The 20,000-nt window shown below is 55.5% G+C and carries 17 protein-coding genes, 3 pseudogenes and 2 other annotated features; of the genes and pseudogenes, 10 read left to right on the top strand and 10 right to left on the bottom strand.

Going from position 1 to position 20,000, the window contains the following annotated elements; translation table 11 throughout:
* Positions 1–3: 3 nt before the first annotated feature.
* From argS (D3H35_RS21790) to D3H35_RS34965, 8 genes and pseudogenes are all read right to left on the bottom strand, one after another.
* Positions 4–1,592, bottom strand: a pseudogene (gene argS / locus D3H35_RS21790) (arginine--tRNA ligase); the annotation flags it as partial.
* A gap of 15 nt (positions 1,593–1,607) precedes the next feature.
* Positions 1,608–1,787: a hypothetical protein gene (locus D3H35_RS30410; RefSeq protein ID WP_147355912.1), complete on the bottom strand. Its 180-nt coding sequence runs from the start codon at positions 1,785–1,787 to the stop codon at positions 1,608–1,610.
* Positions 1,754–2,077, bottom strand: coding sequence for a YwiB family protein (locus D3H35_RS21785; protein ID WP_119151319.1), 324 nt, complete (start codon positions 2,075–2,077; stop codon positions 1,754–1,756). Before D3H35_RS21785 ends, D3H35_RS30410 begins: the two co-directional genes overlap by 34 nt.
* Before the next feature lie 50 nt (positions 2,078–2,127).
* Positions 2,128–2,374 (bottom strand) — a binding site (T-box leader).
* Between the two features lie 58 nt (positions 2,375–2,432).
* Entirely contained in the window at positions 2,433–4,637 is a 2,205-nt protein-coding gene (locus D3H35_RS21780) for a methyl-accepting chemotaxis protein (protein WP_119151322.1), read from the bottom strand.
* Between the two features lie 82 nt (positions 4,638–4,719).
* Positions 4,720–4,962, bottom strand: a complete 243-nt coding sequence (locus tag D3H35_RS21775) for a DUF7667 family protein (RefSeq protein WP_199728583.1) — start codon at positions 4,960–4,962, stop codon at positions 4,720–4,722.
* Positions 4,963–5,071: 109 nt separating this feature from the next.
* Positions 5,072–5,929 (bottom strand): agmatinase, encoded by an 858-nt coding sequence (gene speB / locus D3H35_RS21770; protein WP_233568142.1) that lies wholly within the window; start codon positions 5,927–5,929, stop codon positions 5,072–5,074.
* 158 nt (positions 5,930–6,087) lie between these two features.
* A complete protein-coding gene (locus D3H35_RS34970) occupies positions 6,088–6,420 on the bottom strand; it encodes a spermine/spermidine synthase domain-containing protein (protein WP_411675165.1) in 333 nt (110 codons plus the stop codon).
* Positions 6,378–6,809 carry a spermine/spermidine synthase domain-containing protein gene (locus D3H35_RS34965; RefSeq protein ID WP_411675164.1) on the bottom strand — a complete coding sequence of 144 codons (432 nt, stop codon included), beginning with the start codon at positions 6,807–6,809 and terminating at the stop codon, positions 6,378–6,380. The genes D3H35_RS34970 and D3H35_RS34965 overlap by 43 nt, the downstream gene beginning before the upstream one ends.
* Positions 6,810–7,090: 281 nt before the next feature.
* Here D3H35_RS34965 and D3H35_RS21760 point away from each other — a divergent pair, with 281 nt between their 5' ends.
* Complete coding sequence (locus tag D3H35_RS21760; RefSeq protein ID WP_119151321.1) at positions 7,091–7,312, top strand: hypothetical protein; 222 nt, start codon at positions 7,091–7,093, stop codon at positions 7,310–7,312.
* A gap of 166 nt (positions 7,313–7,478) precedes the next feature.
* Here D3H35_RS21760 and D3H35_RS21755 read toward each other — a convergent pair whose 3' ends face one another.
* The gene (locus D3H35_RS21755; RefSeq protein ID WP_119151320.1) at positions 7,479–7,973 is read right to left on the bottom strand and encodes a hypothetical protein; all 495 of its coding nucleotides are present in this window, start codon (positions 7,971–7,973) and stop codon (positions 7,479–7,481) included.
* Between the two features lie 161 nt (positions 7,974–8,134).
* Between D3H35_RS21755 and D3H35_RS34960 the strand changes: the two are divergent.
* From D3H35_RS34960 to D3H35_RS32725, 9 genes and pseudogenes are all read left to right on the top strand, one after another.
* Positions 8,135–9,019 (top strand): annotated as a pseudogene (locus D3H35_RS34960) (spermine/spermidine synthase domain-containing protein).
* 18 nt (positions 9,020–9,037) lie between these two features.
* Positions 9,038–9,301, top strand: a complete 264-nt coding sequence (locus tag D3H35_RS32730; protein WP_233568073.1) for a hypothetical protein — start codon at positions 9,038–9,040, stop codon at positions 9,299–9,301.
* Positions 9,302–11,304: 2,003 nt separating this feature from the next.
* The gene (locus D3H35_RS30405) at positions 11,305–11,700 is read left to right on the top strand and encodes a hypothetical protein (RefSeq protein ID WP_147355913.1); all 396 of its coding nucleotides are present in this window, start codon (positions 11,305–11,307) and stop codon (positions 11,698–11,700) included.
* 256 nt (positions 11,701–11,956) lie between these two features.
* Entirely contained in the window at positions 11,957–12,661 is a 705-nt protein-coding gene (locus tag D3H35_RS30400; RefSeq protein WP_233568072.1) for a methyl-accepting chemotaxis protein, read from the top strand.
* 58 nt (positions 12,662–12,719) lie between these two features.
* Positions 12,720–12,967, top strand: a binding site (T-box leader).
* A 50-nt stretch (positions 12,968–13,017) separates the two neighbouring features.
* Positions 13,018–13,341: a YwiB family protein gene (locus D3H35_RS21735; RefSeq protein WP_119151319.1), complete on the top strand. Its 324-nt coding sequence runs from the start codon at positions 13,018–13,020 to the stop codon at positions 13,339–13,341.
* Positions 13,308–13,487 carry a hypothetical protein gene (locus D3H35_RS30395; protein ID WP_147355912.1) on the top strand — a complete coding sequence of 60 codons (180 nt, stop codon included), beginning with the start codon at positions 13,308–13,310 and terminating at the stop codon, positions 13,485–13,487. The genes D3H35_RS21735 and D3H35_RS30395 overlap by 34 nt, the downstream gene beginning before the upstream one ends.
* Positions 13,488–13,502: 15 nt before the next feature.
* Positions 13,503–15,178: pseudogene (gene argS / locus D3H35_RS21730) on the top strand (arginine--tRNA ligase).
* A 1,134-nt stretch (positions 15,179–16,312) separates the two neighbouring features.
* Positions 16,313–17,746 carry an FAD-dependent oxidoreductase gene (locus D3H35_RS21725; protein WP_233568071.1) on the top strand — a complete coding sequence of 478 codons (1,434 nt, stop codon included), beginning with the start codon at positions 16,313–16,315 and terminating at the stop codon, positions 17,744–17,746.
* The gene (locus D3H35_RS32725; protein ID WP_233568070.1) at positions 17,725–18,240 is read left to right on the top strand and encodes a hypothetical protein; all 516 of its coding nucleotides are present in this window, start codon (positions 17,725–17,727) and stop codon (positions 18,238–18,240) included. The genes D3H35_RS21725 and D3H35_RS32725 overlap by 22 nt, the downstream gene beginning before the upstream one ends.
* Positions 18,241–18,733: 493 nt before the next feature.
* On the opposite strand, the gene D3H35_RS21720 is transcribed toward D3H35_RS32725, so the two are convergent.
* The gene (locus D3H35_RS21720; RefSeq protein ID WP_119151896.1) at positions 18,734–19,867 is read right to left on the bottom strand and encodes a S8 family peptidase; all 1,134 of its coding nucleotides are present in this window, start codon (positions 19,865–19,867) and stop codon (positions 18,734–18,736) included.
* Positions 19,868–20,000: the final 133 nt, after the last annotated feature.

Raw genomic sequence — 20,000 nt, 5'->3', positions numbered from 1 at the left:
TGGCTTGCTCTGCTCCGCATCCTCGGTAATTACGCGTTCCGCTCTATAGTAACTGTGGAACAGCGCCGCCAGTTCGTACACATAGCGGATGATCGCATGCGGCGCATAAATCCGCGCGGCGTCGGCGATCGTCTCCGGAAGCTCGCCCATTTTGCGAAGCAAATCAAGCTCGTGCTCCGTCGTCAGACGATCCAGCTTCGTCTCGGCAAGCGGCAACAAAGCAACTCCCTGCTCCTCCGCTTGGCGGAAAATGCTGCAAATGCGCGCATGTGCATATTGCACGTAGAATACCGGATTCTCGTTGGACGTCGAGACGGCCAGATCCATGTCGAAATCGAGATGGGAATCCATGCTTCTCATCGTGAAGAAGTAACGGATGGCATCGACGCCGACTTCGTCCATCAAATCTTCCATCGTAACCGCCTTACCGGTCCGCTTGGACATCTTCACCTTCTCGCCGTTCTGGAACAAGCTCACCATCTGTGCGATCAATACGGTCAGCTTATCCGGATCGTTGCCAAGCGCCGCCATCGCCGCCTTCACCCGCGGAATATAGCCGTGATGGTCGGCGCCCCAGATGTTGATCATCCGATCGTAGCCGCGACTGTACTTATCCATATGATACGCGGCATCCGGCGTCAAATACGTATAGCTGCCATCATTTTTCACAAGCACGCGGTCCTTGTCGTCGCCGAACGTCGTCGAGGACAGCCACACCGCTCCGTCCTGCTCGTACACTTGACCTTTCGCGCGAAGCGCGTCCAGCGCCTCCACCACTTTACCGGTTTCGTACAACGAAGTCTCGCTATACCACTCGTCGAAGCGGACGCCAAAGCGACCGAGATCGCGCTTGATTTTGTCAAGCTCCTTCTCCAGTCCGTACGTGCGGAAAAATTCGAATCTCGCCTTATCCTCCAAAGACAGAAGCTTGTCGCCTTCCCGCTCCGCCAACTCCTTCGCAAAACCGACGATGTCTTCTCCGTAGTAGCCGTCCTCCGGCATTTCGGCTTCTTGTCCGAGCGCCTGGCGATAACGGGCTTCGATCGACTTCGCCAAATTGTTGACCTGGTTGCCCGCGTCGTTAATGTAATACTCGCGCGTCACCTTGTAGCCGGCGAAGTCCAGCACGTTGCAAAGCGCATCGCCCACTGCCGCTCCGCGCGCATGCCCGAGATGCAGGCTGCCCGTCGGATTCGCGCTGACGAATTCAACCTGGACGGACTGGCCTCCGCCAGCCGCAACCGAGCCATAGCGCTCCCCTTGCTGCAGAACCTCCTCGACAACCGGATAAAGATAGCTTTTGTCGAGACGGAAGTTAATGAAGCCTGGGCCCGCGATTTCCGCAGATTGAATCCACGCGCGGCTCTTGTCGAGATGGGCGATAATCGTTTCCGCGATTTGGCGCGGGTTTTTCTTCGCGATTTTCGTCAGTTGCATCGCCAGATTGGTGGCGAGATCGCCATGGCTTTTTTCCTTAGCACTTCCAGCGCAATAGCCGGAAGCTCTTCCCGATTCTCTATGAGCCCTCCCGCCAACGCCGCTTCCGCCAACGCTTCGCTCACCGCTTGCTGCAATTTCTCCAATGCGTTCATAAGTAGTGATCCTCCCTAGTCGTTCTCTATAGATTCGGCATGAAGCCGTATGACGAACAGCCCCGCATCCTCGCCCGCAATTCGGAGCGTGTAATGCCATTCGAGCAGCATCGGAAGCTTCGGACTAGGCGTCTGATCCCCCGGCCCTTCTCCTCCCGAGCTTACGATTCGGAGAAAAGACGTCTCCGTCTCCAACGGAATTGGACATTGTCCGAGCGGTAATAGCCGGAATGCCGGCCTCCCGCCGAAAAAATTTGTTCCGATTCGACATCGCCCTGGCGTACCAGCCGCAGTCGCCCGTCCTTCCAGGACAGCAGCGTCCTGACAAGGTTCGCTCCTTCGGTTTCCTCATAGCGCAAATAGATCGTCCGGTTTTTGGAGTACCATTCGCCTTCCAGCGACTGTTCTTGTTTCTCGCCGCCTGCATCGCTTTCCAATCGGATTCGGACGAGAGCTTTCTCGTCCGAAGCTCCATCCCTCGGCAAAGGATTTCCCCCCTTCTCGCCTGAAAAAAATAAAAAGCCCCCGTCTCAATACAAGAGACGGAGGCTAAGTCCGCGGTGCCACTCTTCTGGCTTTCCCGATAACCGCGAGGTTACGCAATAGAAAGCCGCTCGAACACGATAACGGTGTGACCGGACAGCCCTACCAGCGCGTTCGCCGCGCCTTCAAGCCGTCAACTCCCGGGTGCGCTTCCGCCACGCTGGAAACCGCCGGCTCCCACCGCCCCGGCTCGCTGTTCGTTCCATTCATTGGCGTACTGTCCCGATCATCGCAAGTTACAGTTATGCCTTTATTATAGGGAAGCCGTCAAAAAAAGCAAGAACGCTCTCCGCCTAATTACCGTTTGCGCGTCTCCGTTAAATGGAATTGCCCGACGAGCTGCTCCATTAACGCGGTAATCGCTTCTACGTTGCGCGAAGTGTGGCGAACGTCCACGATATCCGCTTGCAGCTCTTGAACCTTCCCTTCCACCTCCGAAGAGATGGAACGGTTATCTTGGCTGACCGCCGCGATCTTCTCCATCAGCACGACGACCTCGTCGATAATTCGCGCCTTCTGGGAGTCATCCGCCTTCGCAGCTCCGAGCGTCTCTACAGCCGCAGCGACAAGCTCGGTTCCCTCTTCCACTACGCGCGTCCCTTCCTCCATGGAAGCATAAGCTTCTTGCGCATGAAGAGACAGCTTCTCGATAATCTCGTGAACCTCTTCCGTCGATTGCTTCGTCAGCTCCGACAGCTTGCGAATTTCCGAAGCGACGACGGCGAAGCCTCTGCCGTGCTCACCTACCCTTGCCGCTTCGATCGAAGCGTTCAAAGCGAGCAAGTGAGTCTGAGCGGAAATTTCTTCGATAACGGTAAGCACGCTGCGAATTTCGTGTGCGGTATCCCGAAATACCCGAATCGTCCCGTTCGTATCCGCGACCCGATCCGAAATATGGGACATCTTGTCCCCGATCCGCCCGACCTCGCTTTGAGCGACCGTAATTTGCTCCGAAGCTTTTTGCTCCAATAGCTGGAGCGTCTCGCGCGCCTCGTCCGCCACCCCTTTGGCCACGTCGATATCCTTCAGCTGCCGACGAATGCTTCGCACCATATCGTGAATGCGCCCGCTTACCCGATCGATGGACTGCGCGGTCGTTACGGTAGATTCGCCGAGCAGCCGCTGGCTCTCCGTCACGTCGGACGCCGCCAGCTTTACTTTCATCATAATGCCTTCCAGCGAATCGATCATATTATTGATCCATTTGGCCAAATCGCGCGTTTCGTCGTTCTCGAATTGAGCCGTGTCGAGCCTTTGGGTCAAATCCCCCTTGCCCTCCGCGTTGATCCGGATGAACCGATTGATTCGGAGCAGAGGATCGACGACCTTCCGGCGGCTTCTCCCGTGAATAGCTCCGATCGTCACGAATCCGAACGCAAGATTAAACGCAAAGGCGCACAAGGCGATAACGGGAACGGATGCGGACAAAGCGATCAAGTAGACAAGGGCGGCAGCCAAAACCGCGCTTGCGACCGTCAGCCAAATATGCGGTCGAAGCTGTCGATACGCGATGCCCCGCCCTCGATAGACCTCTTCCAAATCCCCTTCGCACATCATCCCCCACAAATCCGGGCAATGCGGAAGCTTGAATGTTACGCCCTTCCCGATTACGGAAATATGCCGATAGTCGGAATACCCCGGGAATTCCACGAACAAATTGTGACCATTGCGAATCGTATTCGCTACGCCGGGATGCAGCTGTCCGGTCGCCGGGTCCGTGAACATGAGCTCCAGCTCGGTATGCTCCTTCACCGATACCGTGCCCCAATCCGTCGTCACGCCGTCCTTCAAATTTTCCCCGTGCGTAAAGGTTCGGTCCTCGAACCGGCTTCGCGAAAGCGCCGTCCCCGGCACGATGTGCACGTTCAATTCCGCCTTCGCCATGAAAAGATAATTATCGCCGGAATCGGGGTACACATGGCCGGATTCCCGCTGGATCAAATCGCCGATGACATCGTTCGGAACCCGCGCTCCTATCGCCCCTTCCCATCGGCCGTCTTTCATAATCGGAAAAATGAACATCAGCGTCATTTTGTCATGGAAGGAAGAAGATCGCGGACCGATCGCAAGCGTCGTCGGGTCCGCATAAGGACCGAACAAGCACGGTCTCCCATTCTTGCCGTCAGAGCGAGCGTAGTTCAAGCCCGAAGCCAGCACCGATCCCTCTCCGTACCCGACGCCGATGTGCGGAGCATAGGTAGAGAAGACGACCGCGCCCGGCTTGTCCAAAATAAAAATTTCGGTAAAATCCGCCGCGCGCGAGTAGGTTCCGGCTAGCAGCCGCTTGATTCCCTCTCCGGCCGATCCATCTCCGACGGAATCCAGTTGATCGCGAAGACGCTCCAGATGCAGCCAACACTCACCCGCCCAATCGGCAAGCAGCTGCACCCTCGTCTCGGCAATCCCTTCAAAAATATTTTCGACATCCTCTTTGAGACCGGCATTCAAACGATACGACCGCCACAACGGCAACCCCTTTTTGAAACCTAACCAATCGAACATAGGTCTCTCTCCTCTTAGGTGAACATTTATATCTAATAATGTGAGGATTGTAGCACATTTTGTCGAATTTTTGGTTATTTTTTCATTCGGGGATTTCTTTGCCCTCTATTTTTTCGATTTCGCGGCAGATTTCATGCTGCCAGTCCTTATCTTCGGTCATCGAAGCGAGCAATGATAGGTTATATAACCCGGACAACCGGGATATATGCGAAGCGTTGACGGCAAGACAGTGCTCGAAGTCCGCCTGCTCCTGTGCGCTGAACGGACGTACTCTCCTAATGAACCACAGCTCAGCCAATCTTTCGTATATGGGCATCATCATCATGGATCGAACATCCCCCTCATGAGCCATTATGGCCAACGAGTGCATCTTACATAGCCTGCGTTAGCAGCTTTGAGTTACTTATTTCCGCGTTCTCCCCTCCTTTCACAGACTAAAAAAGCGACCTCCCAAAGGCAACTAGCCCCAGGAAGATCGCTTCATTATTCGATGGCACGCTTTTTAGCCGATTAGGCTTACTTAACGAATCGAGCAGCATCTCGCGAATCATCTTCGAAGCGACGATCGGCGTCATCTCGGTCGGATCGTAGATCGGAGCGACTTCGACGAGGTCGAAGCCGACGACGTTCACGCCGGAGCGCGCAATCGCATGGATCGCTTCGAGCAGTTCGCCCGACGTGATGCCTCCCGCCTCGGTCGTTCCGGTGCCCGGCGCCGCGGAAGGGTCGAGCACGTCGATGTCGATCGTCACGTACACGGGACGACCAGCCAGCGACGGCAATTCGCTCTTAAGAGGCTCCGCGACGACGAATGGGTGGAAGTGGATACCCGATTGCTGCGCATACGTCCAGTCTTCCTTCGAGCCGGAGCGGATGCCGAATTGATAGACGTTAGACGGACCGATCAGCTCGGCCGCTTTGCGCAAAGGCGTCGAGTGGGAGAGCGGCTCTCCTTCGTAGTCTTCGCGAAGATCCGTATGGGCGTCAAAATGAAGAATCGCGAGATCCGGGTACTTCTTGTACACCTCTTGAATAACGGGCCACGTGACCAGGTGCTCGCCGCCCAGGCCGACCGGAATTTTGCCGTCGTCCAGGACGCCGCGCACAAACTCGGCGATGATGTCGAGACTTTTGGCCGCATTGCCGAACGGCAGCAGCAAATCTCCGGCATCGAAGTATTCCAAATCTACAATGCTGCGATCCAGATAGGGCTGTATTCCTCCAGCCCGACGGACGCTTCGCGAATGCGGCCGGACCGAATCGGGAGCCCGGACGGAAAGAAACGGTGTAATCCATCGGCATGCCGTAGATGACCGCCTTGGAGGAGGCGTAATCGTCGGAGCTGCAGATGAACACGTTGCCGGAATAGGCTTGGGGTAAACGCATGAACTTGTGTTCTCCTCTCAAGTAAAAGGGGAGCGACGGACGAGCCGCGTTCCCCGATCGCATTTTATTTCGTCAAATCTTCCACGAACTTCGGCAGCGCGAACGCCGCTTTGTGCAGGCGCGGCGAGTAGTATTTCGTGTCGAGCTCCAGAATGGCGCTCTCGTCGACTGCGAGCGGATCGTGCTTTTTGCTGCCCATCGTGAACGTCCACAGACCGCTTGGGTAAGTCGGCACGTTCGCCGCGTATACCCGAACGAGAGGGAACACTTCTTTTACATCGCGGTTGACGCTTTGGATCAAGTCGGCTTTGAACCACGGGTTGTCCGTCTGCGCGACGAATAAGCCGTCTTCCTTCAACGCCTCGTAGATGCCTTGGTAGAAGCCGCGAGTAAACAAGTTGACCGCTGGCCCATCGGCTCGGTCGTGTCGGCCATGATGACGTCGTACGTATTTTTGTGATCGTGAATATGCATGAAGCCGTCGTTCACAATGACTTCGACGCGCGGATCTTCCAGCTTGCCGGCAATCGAAGGAAGGTACTTCTTCGAATGCTCGATGACTTTGCCGTCGATGTCGACAAGGACGACTTTTTTCACTTTCGGATGCTTCAGCGCTTCGCGCACGACGCCGCCGTCTCCTCGCCAACGATCAGCACGTGCTCGGGTTCGGTGGGTGAACAACGGCACGTGGGCTACCATCTCGTGATAGACGAACTCGTCTTTTTCGGTCGTCATGACCATACCGTCGAGAACGAGCATGTTGCCCCATTCTTCCGTCTCAATCATTGCAAGCTCTTAAAGTCCGTCTGTTCGTGGACGTACGTTTGTTTAATTTTCATCGTGATGCCGTAATTGTCGGTCTGTTTCTCCGTATACCACAGTTCCATCGAGGACATGGATATCCCTTCTTTCTTCGAAAAATGCTCGTCCGCTATAATGTGCCAAACAAGTGTATTATATAAAAAAGCTGGCAAAATGCAACCGAATAGCCTCCCCCTAACTTTTCCATACTGAAAGGATACGGTTTCCGCAGGCGGAAGTTAGCGGCAGGGGAGGTGCTTTCGTGAGTGCGAATTCGGAAAACAAGCCTTCGGAGAAGCCAAAAAAATCGGCGCTGGTCGGCGGTAAGACGCCACTTGGCGTGGATGACGCTGTTCGGTCTTGGCTTACGCGGCGGGCGCGGATACGTCCTGCTTCGTTACGAATGGCGCGCTGCGCGCAGGCTCCGTGCCGCAGCCGAACGCAAATTGCTCGGGCGCGGACGGCGGGGCCACCCCAAAACCGGGTAATGCGGCCAGCTTGGGGCGGCGTAATCGACGCTCTGTTCGGCTCGCGGATATTTCGCCTTGGTTGATCAAGCTACGCTCGCGGTTAGGATCGGCGTTTCTACGAGCCATAGAGGCGTCGACGTTGAGAGGACTGGCGCGCCAAGCCGCCCCTTGGACCGACGTGCGTTCACGCTGTCCAAACGGCAAGGGCTAGCACGCTTAACCAGCAGCTCGCCGCAACCTGTACTCTGTCGCATGACGGACATGGAAAGCGGAGAGCCTGCTGGGTTAGCGTGCTCAGCTCCTTGCCGCTTGGACAGGTGACGCACGTCGGTCCAGGCGGCTCGCGCGCCAGTCCTCTCACGTCGGAGTCTCTAATGCTCGTAGAAACGCCGATCCTCAACCGCGAGCGTACTTTGATCAACCAACGGCAAATATCCGGAGCCGAACAGAGGGTCGATTGACGCCGCCTCAAGCTGGGCGATTTAGGTGCGGTCGCGCCCAGCAATTCGCGTCGGCTGCGGCACGGAGCCTGCCGCCGCGCGCCGTAACGAAGCAGCGTATCCGCCGCCGCCGCCGTACGCAAGCGAACAGCGTCATCCAGCCAAGTGGCGTTTACCGGCCGACCAGCGCGATTTTTTTTGGCTTCTCGGAGGCTTGGTTTTCCGAATTCGCACGTCACGAAAGCACCTCCCTGCCGCTAACTTCCGCCTGCGGAAACCGTATCCTTTTCAGTATGGAAAAGTTAGGTTAGGAGGCTATTCGGTTGCATTTTGCAGCTTTTTTATATAATACCTTGTTTGCAATTAATAGCGACGAGAATTTTTCGAAGAAAGAAGGGATATCCATCGTCCTCGATGGAAACTGTGGTATACGGAGAAACAGACGGCGCCCATTCGGCATCACGATGAAATTAAACAAACGTCACGTCCACGAAACAGACGGACTTTCAAGAGCTTGCATGATTGAGACGGAAGAATGGGGCAACATGCCTCTTCTCGACGGGTAGCGTCATGACGACCGAAAAAGACGAGTTCGTCTATCAGAGATGGTAGCCCACGTGGCCGTTGTTCACCCACTCGAACCCGACACGTGCTGATCGTTTGGCGGAGGAGACGGCGGCGTCGGTGCGCGAAGCGCTGAGCATCGAAAGTGAAAAAAGTCGTCCTTGTCGACATCGACCGGCAAAGTCCTCGAGCATTCGAAGAAGTACCTTCCTTCGATTGCCGCAAAGCTGGAAGATTCGCGCGTGGAAGTCTTGTGAACGACGGCTTTCATGCATATTCACGATCACAAAAATACGTACGAGTCATCAGGCGACACGACCGAGCCGCATGGGCGCCAGCGGTCAACTTGTTTACTCGCGCTTCTACCAAGGCATCTACGGGCGTTGAAGGAAGACGGGTTATTCGTCGCGCAGACGGACAACCGTTGGTTCAAAGCCGGACTTTGATCCACAAGGTCAACCGCGAGTAAGAAAGTGTTCCCCATCTCTTCGGGTATCGCGGCGACGTGCCGATTACACCAAGCGGTCTGTGGACGTTCAGCGATGGGCAGCAAAAAAGCACGATCCGCTCGCAGTCGACGAGAGCGCTTTCTGGAGCTCGAACGAAAATACTATCGCCGCGCTGCCACAAAGCGGCGCGTTTCGCGCTGCCGAAGTTCGTGGAAGATTTGACGAATAAAAATGCGTCGGGAACGCGCTCGTCCGTCGCTCCCTTTACTTGAGAGGAGGAACACAAGTTCATGCGTTTTACCCAAGCTATTCCGGCAAGTTGTTCATCTGCAGCTCGACGATTACGCCTCTCCAAGGCGGTCATCTACGGCAAATGCGATGATTACAACGTTTCTTTGCGTCCGCTCCCCGATTCGGTCCCCGGCCCGCATTCGCGGAAGCGTCCGTCGGCTGGAGGAATACAGCCCCTATCTGGATCGCAGCTTGTAGATTTGGAATACTTCGATGCCGGAGATTTGCTGCTGCAAGGGTTCGGCATGCGGCCAAAAGTCTAGACATGCATCGGCGAGTTTTGTGCGCGGCGTCCTGGACGACGGCAAAATTCCGGTCGGCCCTGGGCGGCGAAGCACCTTGGTCAGCGTGGCCCGTTATTCAAGAGGTGTACAAGAAGTACCGGATCTCGCATTCTTTCATTTGACGCCCATAACGGATTTCGCGAAGACTAAGAAGGAGAGCCGCTCTCCACTCGACGCCTTTGCGCCAAAGCGCCGAGCTGATCGGGTCCGTCTAACGTCTATCAATTCGGCATCACCGCTCCGGCTCGAAGGAAGACTGACGTAATGCGCACAATCGGTATCCACTTCCACCCATTCGTCGTGCGCGGAGCCTCTTAAAGCGAATTGCCGTCGTCTGGCTGGTCGTCCGTGGTACGTGACGAGTAGACAAGTATGACGTGCTCGACCCTTCGCGGCGCCGGGACCGGAACGACCCGAGCGGGAGGCAATCACGTCGGGCGAACTGCTCGAGCGATCATGCGATTGCGCGCTCCGGCGTGAACGTCGTCGCTCGAGCAGACGCTCGTCGAAGTCGCTCCGATCTACACCGACCGACCGAGATGAGGCCGATCGTCGCTTCGAAGATGAATTCGCCGAGATGCTGCCATTCGGTTAGTAAGCTAATCGGCGCCTAAAAAGCGTGGCCATCCGAATAATGGCGATCTTTCCTGGGGCTAGTTGCCTTTTGGGAGGTCGCTTTTTTAGTCTGTGAAAGGAGGGGAGAAACCGCGGAAATAAGTCGACCTCAAAAGCTGCTAACGCAGGCTATGTAAGATGCACTCGTTGCCATAAATGGCTCATGAGGGGGAATGTTCGATCCATGTGATGTGCCTATACGAAAAAGATTGGCTGAGCTGTGGTTCATTGAGGAAGAGTAAGTCCGTTCAGCGTCACAGGAGCAGGCGGACTTCGAGCACTGGTCTTGCCGTCAACGCTTCGCATATATCCGGTTGTCCGGGTTATATACCTATCATTGCTTCGCTTCGATGACGAGATAAGGACTGGCAGCATGAAATCTGCCGCGAAATGAAAAAATAGAGGGCAAAGAAATCCCCGATGAAAAAATAACAATTCGACAAAATGTGCTACAATCCTCACATTATTAGATATAAATGTTCACCAAGAGGAGAAGCGACCTTATGTTCGATTGGTTAGGTTTCAAAAAGGGGTTGCAGTTGTGGCGGTCGAATAGTGTTGGAATGCGGTCTCAAAGAGGATGTCGAAAAATTTTTGAAGGTTCGCCCGAGACGAGGGTGCAGCTGCTTTGCCGATTGGGCGGGTGAGCTGTTGGCTGCATCTGGAGCGTCTTCGCGATCACTGGAATTCCGTCCGGAGAACTGGATCGGCGAGTAGGGAATCAAGCGGCTGCTTAGCCGAACTACTCTGCGCGCGGCGGATTTTACGAAATTTTTATTTTGACAAGCGGGCGCGGTCCGGTCTTCTCTAACCTAAATTGCCCGGCACATGGCCCGTGGGTACGGAGAGGATCGGTTGCTGGCTTCGGGCTTGAACTACGCTATCGCTTCTTGACGGCAAGAATGGAGACCGTGCTTGTTCGCGGCCTCGCTTCATGCGGACCCGACGCGACCGCTTGCGATCGGTCCGGCGGATCTTTCTTCTTCCATGACAAAATGACGCTGATGTTCATTTTCGATTATGAAAGACGGCCGATGGGAAGGGGCGATAGGAGCGCGGGTTCCGAACGATGTCATCGGCGATTTGATCAGCGGGATCCGGCCATGTGTACCCCGATTCCGGCGATAATTATCTTTTCATGGCGAAGGCGGAATTGAACGTGCACATCGTGGCCGGGGACGGCGCTTTCGCGAAGCCGGTTCGAGGACGCGAACCTTTACGCACGGGGAAAATTTGAAGGACGGCGTGACGACGGATTGGGGCACGGTATCGGTGAAGGAGCATACCGAGCTGGAGCTCATGTTCACGGACCCGGCGACCGGACAGCTGCATCCGGCGTAGCGAATACGATTCGCAATGGTCACAATTTGTTCGTGGAATTCGCGGGGTATTCCGACTATCGGCATATTTCCGTAATCGGGAAGGGCGTAACATTCAAGCTTCCGCATTGCCCGGATTTGTGGGGGATGATGTGCGAAGGGGATTTGGAAGAGGTCTATCGAGGGCGGGGCATCGCGTATCGACAGCTTCGACCGCATATTTGGCTGACGGTCGCAAGCGCGGTTTTGGCTGCCGCCCTTGTCTACTTGATCGCTTTGTCCGCATCCGTTCCCGTTATCGCCTTGTGCGCCTTTGCGTTTAATCTTGCGTTCGGATTCGTGACGATCGGAGCTATTCACGGGAGAAGCCGCCGGAAGGTCGTCGATCCTCTGCTCCGATCAATCGGTTCATCCGGATCAACGCGGAGGGCAAGGGGGATTTGACCCAAAGGCTCGACACGGCTCAATTCGAGAACGACGAAACGCGCGATTTGGCCAAATGGATCAATAATATGATCGATTCGCTGGAAGGCATTATGATGAAAGTAAAGCTGGCGGCGTCCGACGTGACGGAGAGCCAGCGGCTGCTCGGCGAATCTACCGTAACGACCGCGCAGTCCATCGATCGGGTAAGCGGGCGCATTCACGATATGGTGCGAAGCATTCGTCGGCAGCTGAAGGATATCGACGTGGCCAAGGGGTGGCGGACGAGGCGCGCGAGACGCTCCAGCTATTGGAGCAAAAAGCTTCGGAGCAAATTACGGTCGCTCAAAGCGAGGTCGGGCGGATCGGGGACAAGATGTCCCATATTTCGGATCGGGTCGCGGATACGAACGGGACGATTCGGGTATTTCGGGATACCGCACACGAAATTCGCAGCGTGCTTACCGTTATCGAAGAAATTTCCGCTCAGACTCACTTGCTCGCTTTGAACGCTTCGATCGAAGCGGCAAGGGTAGGTGAGCACGGCAGAGGCTTCGCCGTCGTCGCTTCGGAAATTCGCAAGCTGTCGGAGCTGACGAAGCAATCGACGGAAGAGGTTCACGAGATTATCGAGAAGCTGTCTCTTCATGCGCAAGAAGCTTATGCTTCCATGGAGGAAGGGACGCGCGTAGTGGAAGAGGGAACCGAGCTTGTCGCTGCGGCTGTAGAGACGCTCGGAGCTGCGAAGGCGGATGACTCCCAGAAGGCGCGAATTATCGACGAGGTCGTCGTGCTGATGGAGAAGATCGCGGCGGTCAGCCAAGATAACCGTTCCATCTCTTCGGAGGTGGAAGGGAAGGTTCAAGAGCTGCAAGCGGATATCGTGGACGTTCGCCACACTTCGCGCAACGTAGAAGCGATTACCGCGTTAATGGAGCAGCTCGTCGGGCAATTCCATTTAACGGAGACGCGCAAACGGTAATTAGGCGGAGAGCGTTCTTGCTTTTTTTGACGGCTTCCCTATAATAAAGGCATAACTGTAACTTGCGATGATCGGGACAGTACGCCAATGAATGGAACGAACAGCGAGCCGGGGCGGTGGGAGCCGGCGGTTTCCAGCGTGGCGGAAGCGCACCCGGGAGTTGACGGCTTGAAGGCGCGGCGAACGCGCTGGGTAGGGCTGTCCGGTCACACCGTTATCGTGTTCGAGCGGCTTTCTATTGCGTAACCTCGCGGTTATCGGGAAAGCCAGAAGAGTGGCACCGCGGACTTAGCCTCCGTCTCTTGTATTGAGACGGGGGCTTTTTATTTTTTTCAGGCGAGAAGGGGGGAAATCCTTTGCCGAGGGATGGAGCTTCGGACGAGAAAGCTCTCGTCCGAATCCGATTGGAAAGCGATGCAGGCGGCGAGAAACAAGAACAGTCGCTGGAAGGCGAATGGTACTCCAAAAACCGGACGATCTATTTGCGCTATGAGGAAACCGAAGGAGCGAACCTTGTCAGGACGCTGCTGTCCTGGAAGGACGGGCGACTGCGGCTGGTACGCCAGGGCGATGTCGAATCGGAACAAATTTTTTCGGCGGGAGGCCGGCATTCCGGCTATTACCGCTCGGACAATGTCCAATTCCGTTGGAGACGGAGACGTCTTTTCTCCGAATCGTAAGCTCGGGAGGAGAAGGGCCGGGGGATCAGACGCCTAGTCCGAAGCTTCCGATGCTGCTCGAATGGCATTACACGCTCCGAATTGCGGGCGAGGATGCGGGGCTGTTCGTCATACGGCTTCATGCCGAATCTATAGAGAACGACTAGGGAGGATCACTACTTATGAACGCATTGGAGAAATTGCAGCAAGCGGTGAGCGAAGCGTTGGCGGAAGCGGCGTTGGCGGGAGGGCTCATAGAGAATCGGGAAGAGCTTCCGGCTATTGCGCTGGAAGTGCCTAAGGAAAAAAGCCATGGCGATCTCGCCACCAATCTGGCGATGCAACTGACGAAAATCGCGAAGAAAAACCGCGCCAAATCGCGGAAACGATTATCGCCCATCTCGACAAGAGCCGCGCGTGGATTCAATCTGCGGAAATCGCGGGCCCAGGCTTCATTAACTTCCGTCTCGACAAAAGCTATCTTTATCCGGTTGTCGAGGAGGTTCTGCAGCAAGGGGAGCGCTATGGCTCGGTTGCGGCTGGCGGAGGCCAGTCCGTCCAGGTTGAATTCGTCAGCGCGAATCCGACGGGCAGCCTGCATCTCGGGCATGCGCGCGGAGCGGCAGTGGGCGATGCGCTTTGCAACGTGCTGGACTTCGCCGGCTACAAGGTGACGCGCGAGTATTACATTAACGACGCGGGCAACCAGGTCAACAATTTGGCGAAGTCGATCGAAGCCCGTTATCGCCAGGCGCTCGGACAAGAAGCCGAAATGCCGGAGGACGGCTACTACGGAGAAGACATCGTCGGTTTTGCGAAGGAGTTGGCGGAGCGGGAAGGCGACAAGCTTCTGTCTTTGGAGGATAAGGCGAGATTCGAATTTTTCCGCACGTACGGACTGGAGAAGGAGCTTGACAAAATCAAGCGCGATCTCGGTCGCTTTGGCGTCCGCTTCGACGAGTGGTATAGCGAGACTTCGTTGTACGAAACCGGTAAAGTGGTGGAGGCGCTGGACGCGCTTCGCGCGAAAGGTCAAGTGTACGAGCAGGACGGAGCGGTGTGGCTGTCCTCGACGACGTTCGGCGACGACAAGGACCGCGTGCTTGTGAAAAATGATGGCAGCTATACGTATTTGACGCCGGATGCCGCGTATCATATGGATAAGTACAGTCGCGGCTACGATCGGATGATCAACATCTGGGGCGCCGACCATCACGGCTATATTCCGCGGGTGAAGGCGGCGATGGCGGCGCTTGGCAACGATCCGGATAAGCTGACCGTATTGATCGCACAGATGGTGAGCTTGTTCCAGAACGGCGAGAAGGTGAAGATGTCCAAGCGGACCGGTAAGGCGGTTACGATGGAAGATTTGATGGACGAAGTCGGCGTCGATGCCATCCGTTACTTCTTCACGATGAGAAGCATGGATTCCCATCTCGATTTCGACATGGATCTGGCCGTCTCGACGTCCAACGAGAATCCGGTATTCTACGTGCAATATGCACATGCGCGCATTTGCAGCATTTTCCGCCAAGCGGAGGAGCAGGGAGTTGCTTTGTTGCCGCTTGCCGAGACGAAGCTGGATCGTCTGACGACGGAGCACGAGCTTGATTTGCTTCGCAAAATGGGCGAGCTTCCGGAGACGATCGCCGACGCCGCGCGGATTTATGCGCCGCATGCGATCATCCGCTATGTGTACGAACTGGCGGCGCTGTTCCACAGTTACTATAGAGCGGAACGCGTCATTACCGAGGATGCGGAGCAGAGCCAAGCCCGGCTGCAGCTTCTCGGCGCGCTGCGAATCGTTATCGCGAACAGTCTGCGTCTGGTCGGCGTCTCCGCTCCGGACCGGATGTAGTTTCCTGTGAGTGGAAGGCTTCCCTTTTGTTGAGGGGGAGCCTTTTTTTCGTGTTTCCTCGCGTGCGTTTGTGCTCTGGCTTTTCAGTCTGAACCACCGCTTGACCTCGCCCGCCCGCGTTGCCAGCCGAATAAGGCACGTAGAGTTACTATCTCCACCGTCCAACCGCGTTGGCCGCCGAATAAGGCACGTAGAGTTACTATCTCCACCATCCAACCGTGTTGCCAGCCGAATAAGGCACGTAGAGTTACTATCTCCACCATCCAACCGCGTTGGACTCCGAATAAGGCACGTAGAGTTACTATCTCCACCATCCAACCGCGTTGACCGCCGAAAGGCACCTAGAGTTACTATCTCCACCATCCGACCGGGTTGTCTGCCGAATAAGGCACGTAGAGTTACTATCTCCACCATCCAACCGTGTTGCCCGCCGAATAAGGCGCGTAGAGTTACTATCTCCACCATCCAACCGCGTTGACCGCCGAATAAGGCACCTAGAGTTACTATCTCCTCCATCCGACCGGGTTGTCTGCCGAATAAGGCGCATAGAGTTACTATCTCCACCATCCAACCGCGTTGACCGCCGAATAAGGCACGTAGAGTTACTATCTCCACCATCCGACCGGGTTGTCTGCCGAATAAGGCACCTAGAGTTACTATCTCCACCATCCAACCGCGTTGGGCTCCGAATAAGGCGCGTAGAGTTACTATCTCCACCATCCAACCGCGTTGACCGCCGAATAAGGCACGTAGAGTTACTATCTCCACCATCCGACCGGGTTGTCTGCCGAATAAGGCACCTAGAGTTACTATCCCCGCGATCCGCCCGCGTTGACCGTCGAATAAGGCACCTAGAGTTACTATCTCCTCCATCCGACCGGTTGTCTGCCGAATAAGGCACCTAGAGTTACTATCCCCGCGATCCGCCCGCGTTGGCCGTCGAATAAGGCACCTAGAGTTACTCCGGATCGATTTGCAACGGCATAAGGTGTCATTAAAATGTCGGAGAGGGAGCTGTATCGATAAGAAACCCCGACTTTTTATGAAATGTTTAAGAAAATTGTTAGATATAGCAAATTAAATGAGCGATTTTCTCCTGTATAATAGGGTCATTATCTTTATTTGAGGTGCATAATGTCGCGAAAATGGTTATTTTCTTTGATTTTGTCTTCGGTTGTCGCAGTAACGTCGGGTTGTAATTTCTCGGATTCCTCAGATGGGAATGCGGAGAAAAAGAAGCTTGTTAAATTCGAAAAGCAGGAGCAACGGAAGGTCGTATCCGTCGACGAGCTCCAAGACCGGTATGACGTTATCGTAGTAGGCACGGATCCGGAAGGGATCAGCGCCGCTGTCTCGGCAGCGCGCAACGGCCAGAAAACCTTGCTCGTGGAAGGCAGAAGCCGCACTTTGTTGGGTGGGCTGATGACAGAAGGCTGGCTGAACAGCATCGATATGAACTGGGATCGCAAGACCTCTCAAGACGACGATTATTTGAACAAAGGGATTTTTAAGGAATGGTACGACAAGACAGAAGGCCACTCCTTCGACGTAACGACGGCGGCCAACGCTTTTTACGATTTGGTTCGAGCAGAGTCCAACATTGATTTGTATGTGAAGTCGCAGGACATCGAGCCAATTGTCAAAAAAAGTGGAGAAGCGGGGCTGGTGGAAGGAATCAGTATTGCGCAGCCAGATGGAACGAAACTACAGGTTCTGTCGAATGCCGTCATAGACGCTACGCAGGATGCGGACATTGCCGCCGCCGCGGGCGCTTCGTTCACTATCGGACGCGAAGATTTGGGGGATCCGACTTCCCGAATGGCGGCAACGGCCGTTTTTCGTCTGAAAAATGTCGATGATACAGCATGGGATTTGATCGCCAAGAGACTGAACGGCGACAATGATGCCAATACGGGCGTCAGCGAGTTGTCGGCATGGGGCTATGGCAACGAGATGAAAGGGTATGAGCCCATCAACAAGGAACGCACGAAAATGCGCGGCCTGAACATCGGAAGGCAATTGGACGGCACGATCCTTCTTAATGCGCTGCATATTTTCGGCATCGATGGGTTGAGTGCGGAATCGCGTCAAGAGGGCTTGGACATCGCAGCCAAAGAATTGCCGAATGTCGTGAAATATTTGCAGCAATTCGAAGAATTCAAGAATGTTGAGCTGGATGCTATTGCGCCCGAGCTTTACATACGGGAGACGAGGCATATGAACGGATTGTATCGGTTGAACGTCGTCGATCTGCTGGAAAATCGCGACCAGTGGGATCGGATTGCGTTCGGTTCTTATCCGGCCGATATTCAGAGGACGGCTCCATCGGACAATGGTGCGGTCGTCGTCGATCCGATCCAATACGCGGTTCCATTCCGAAGCATCGTGCCGCGGGAGATCGACGGGCTGCTCGTTGTCGGCCGCTCCGCCAGCTACGATACGTTGGCACACGGCAGCGCGCGCGTCATTCCGACGGGAATGGCGGAGGGGAAGCAGCGGGTGCTGCAGCGAAGCTGGCGTCGGAACGGGGAGTTACTTTCCGTGCGATGGCCGAATCGAAGCCGCTGATCGCCGAGCTGCAGCAAAGGCTTAACAAACAAGGGATGGACCTGCAACCTTACACGGCGGAGCCGCAGCCTTTCACCGCCTATCCGACCTATGCGGGCCTCAAGGCGGCCGTGTATATGGGTATAGCGTACGGCTCCTACGGCAACGCCGCTTTTGAAGAGGACAAGCCTTCTAATGCCAAACGTTTGGTTAATCAAATGGGCAGCGTCAAACGGATGTACAAAGATTACTTCAAGGGAGATCCGTCGGCGGCAATCGCCGGACTTGAGACGCCGGAAAAAACGGTGTTGACGCTAAGCCAGGCCAGCTACACAATTGCGCAAACGCTCGGAATGGACATCTCTCTCGACAAGGCACAAACGGAGCTTGAGAGCAGAGGCATATTAAGCAAAGCCACCGTTGGCCTCATAACGAACAAGGATCAACTGACCGACCAGCAAGTCTATATGATAATCAAGGATGCGTTGGAGTCGGTGGCGGGTCTTCGGTTGTGATGAGCTGGTTTGCCGGGTCGTGCCCGGGATGTTCTTTCAAAAGAGGCAATAGCGCGAAGAAATCACTCTATTTCCAACACGGCCTACCTATAGCGGGTAGATAAGGTGAGGAATTCGTCTTAAAGCGAGCTTGGTTTCTCAAAAGTGCGTGTCGGTGGAGGCATAGCGATATTTTTTCGTCTTATTTCTGCCCTGCATCCTTTTATGAGGCGAATAAGACGGAAAAATCGTCTTATTGTCGCCTCGAATGGGCAACGACTGCGAATTCACGCGGACTTATTCGTTCATCATGAAAAAAGGCGCCTGCAAGCGCCTCGCGGCACCCCGTGCCTGCACTTAACGAGCCTCGCGGCACTCCGTGCCCGCGCTTAACGCGCTTCGCGGCACTCCGTGCCTGCCTCCCTAGACATCGCAAAGCCCCTGTCTAACGCGCCTGCTCAAGCATCCTGCAGGCCTCGCTCAAAGCACCTGCAAGCAACCGCTGCTCTGTAGCCTAGTAATCTCTTTCGGCGATATGAAGCATCCTTGAGATATCAAGCTCCCCGGCCAACCGGGGAGCTTTTCCGTATTTTAACGGCTTGGCGGACTGTTTCAATATCGCTTTGATTTGCGCGGGGGAAAGCCCGGGCCGGTACGAGAGAAGCAGCGCGACGGCTCCGGTCACGTGAGAGGTCGCCATGGAGGTGCCGCTCATGATTCGATGCTTGCCTCGGATCCATGCGGAGGAAATGCGTTCTCCAGGGGCATAGATGTCGATCAAGGGACTTCGGTTGGTAAAAGCGGCGATGCGGCCTTGGCGGTTAATGGCCCCTACGGCTACAGACTGGTGGTATCGAGCGGGATAGTCGATCTCCTCCTTGCGGCCATCGTTGCCGGAGGAGGCGACGATGAGCACGCCGGAGCGGTAAGCTCCTGCAACTGCGTTCAGCAGCGATTTGCTGCGCGTTCGCATGCCGAAGCTCATATTGACGACGTCGATATGGTTGCGGACGCACCAGTCGATGCCGAGCACGATGTCCGAGACGTAAGCGGTCCCGTTGTTGTCGAACGCTTTGATAGGATGGACGGAGGCGCGGGGCGCAACTCCCATCATCCCGTAATACTGGTTGGCCGCGGCAATTGTGCCTGCAATGTGGGTGCCATGGCCGTTATCGTCTTGAGGCAGCATCGAGCGTTGGAGCAGATTGATTCCGCGTTCAAGCGAATGCGCGAGGTCCGGGTGCTGGAAATCGACACCGGTATCGATTACGCCTACCCGGATTCGATGTCCCGTCGTTCGGCTCCAGGCTTCCGGCGCTTTGATGCGGCGCACTCCCCACGGAATGCCTTTGTCGGAGGTGATCTCGCCTTTGGGCAACCCTGCGATTGCAACCTTCTCGTCTTCCTCGCAGATGATCCGGTCCCCGGGCGAAGGAGGCGAATCGCCTTCGGGGATCGGGCAAGCAAGCGCTTGGATGAGGCCGAGAGCTCGGACGGGTGTCGGGCTGTCGATACCGGGCAGGCGCCTGACCCATTCTTCCAGGAAAGAACGATAGTCGCCGGGATTCGTAAATCGGAGGATTTTGCGGCTATGTCTGCGTTCATTTGCTGCTAGGGAGTGCTGCAGCCAATCGGCGATGCGCCTCATGTCCAATCTGGAACCCCTCCCCGACGAATGTGCTCCCCTATACTATGAAGGCGCGAGGCTAAAAGCTTGGGAAACGGCCTTTTTTGCCCGGAAATGGGCGGCGTTCCGTGTCAATTCGGGAGGAATAACATAC

The organism is Cohnella faecalis (assembly GCF_003570905.1).
Lineage (GTDB): Bacteria > Bacillota > Bacilli > Paenibacillales > Paenibacillaceae > Cohnella > Cohnella faecalis.
The sequence above is the reverse complement of the archived record's forward strand: the minus strand, read 5'-3'. Positions and strand labels throughout refer to the sequence as shown.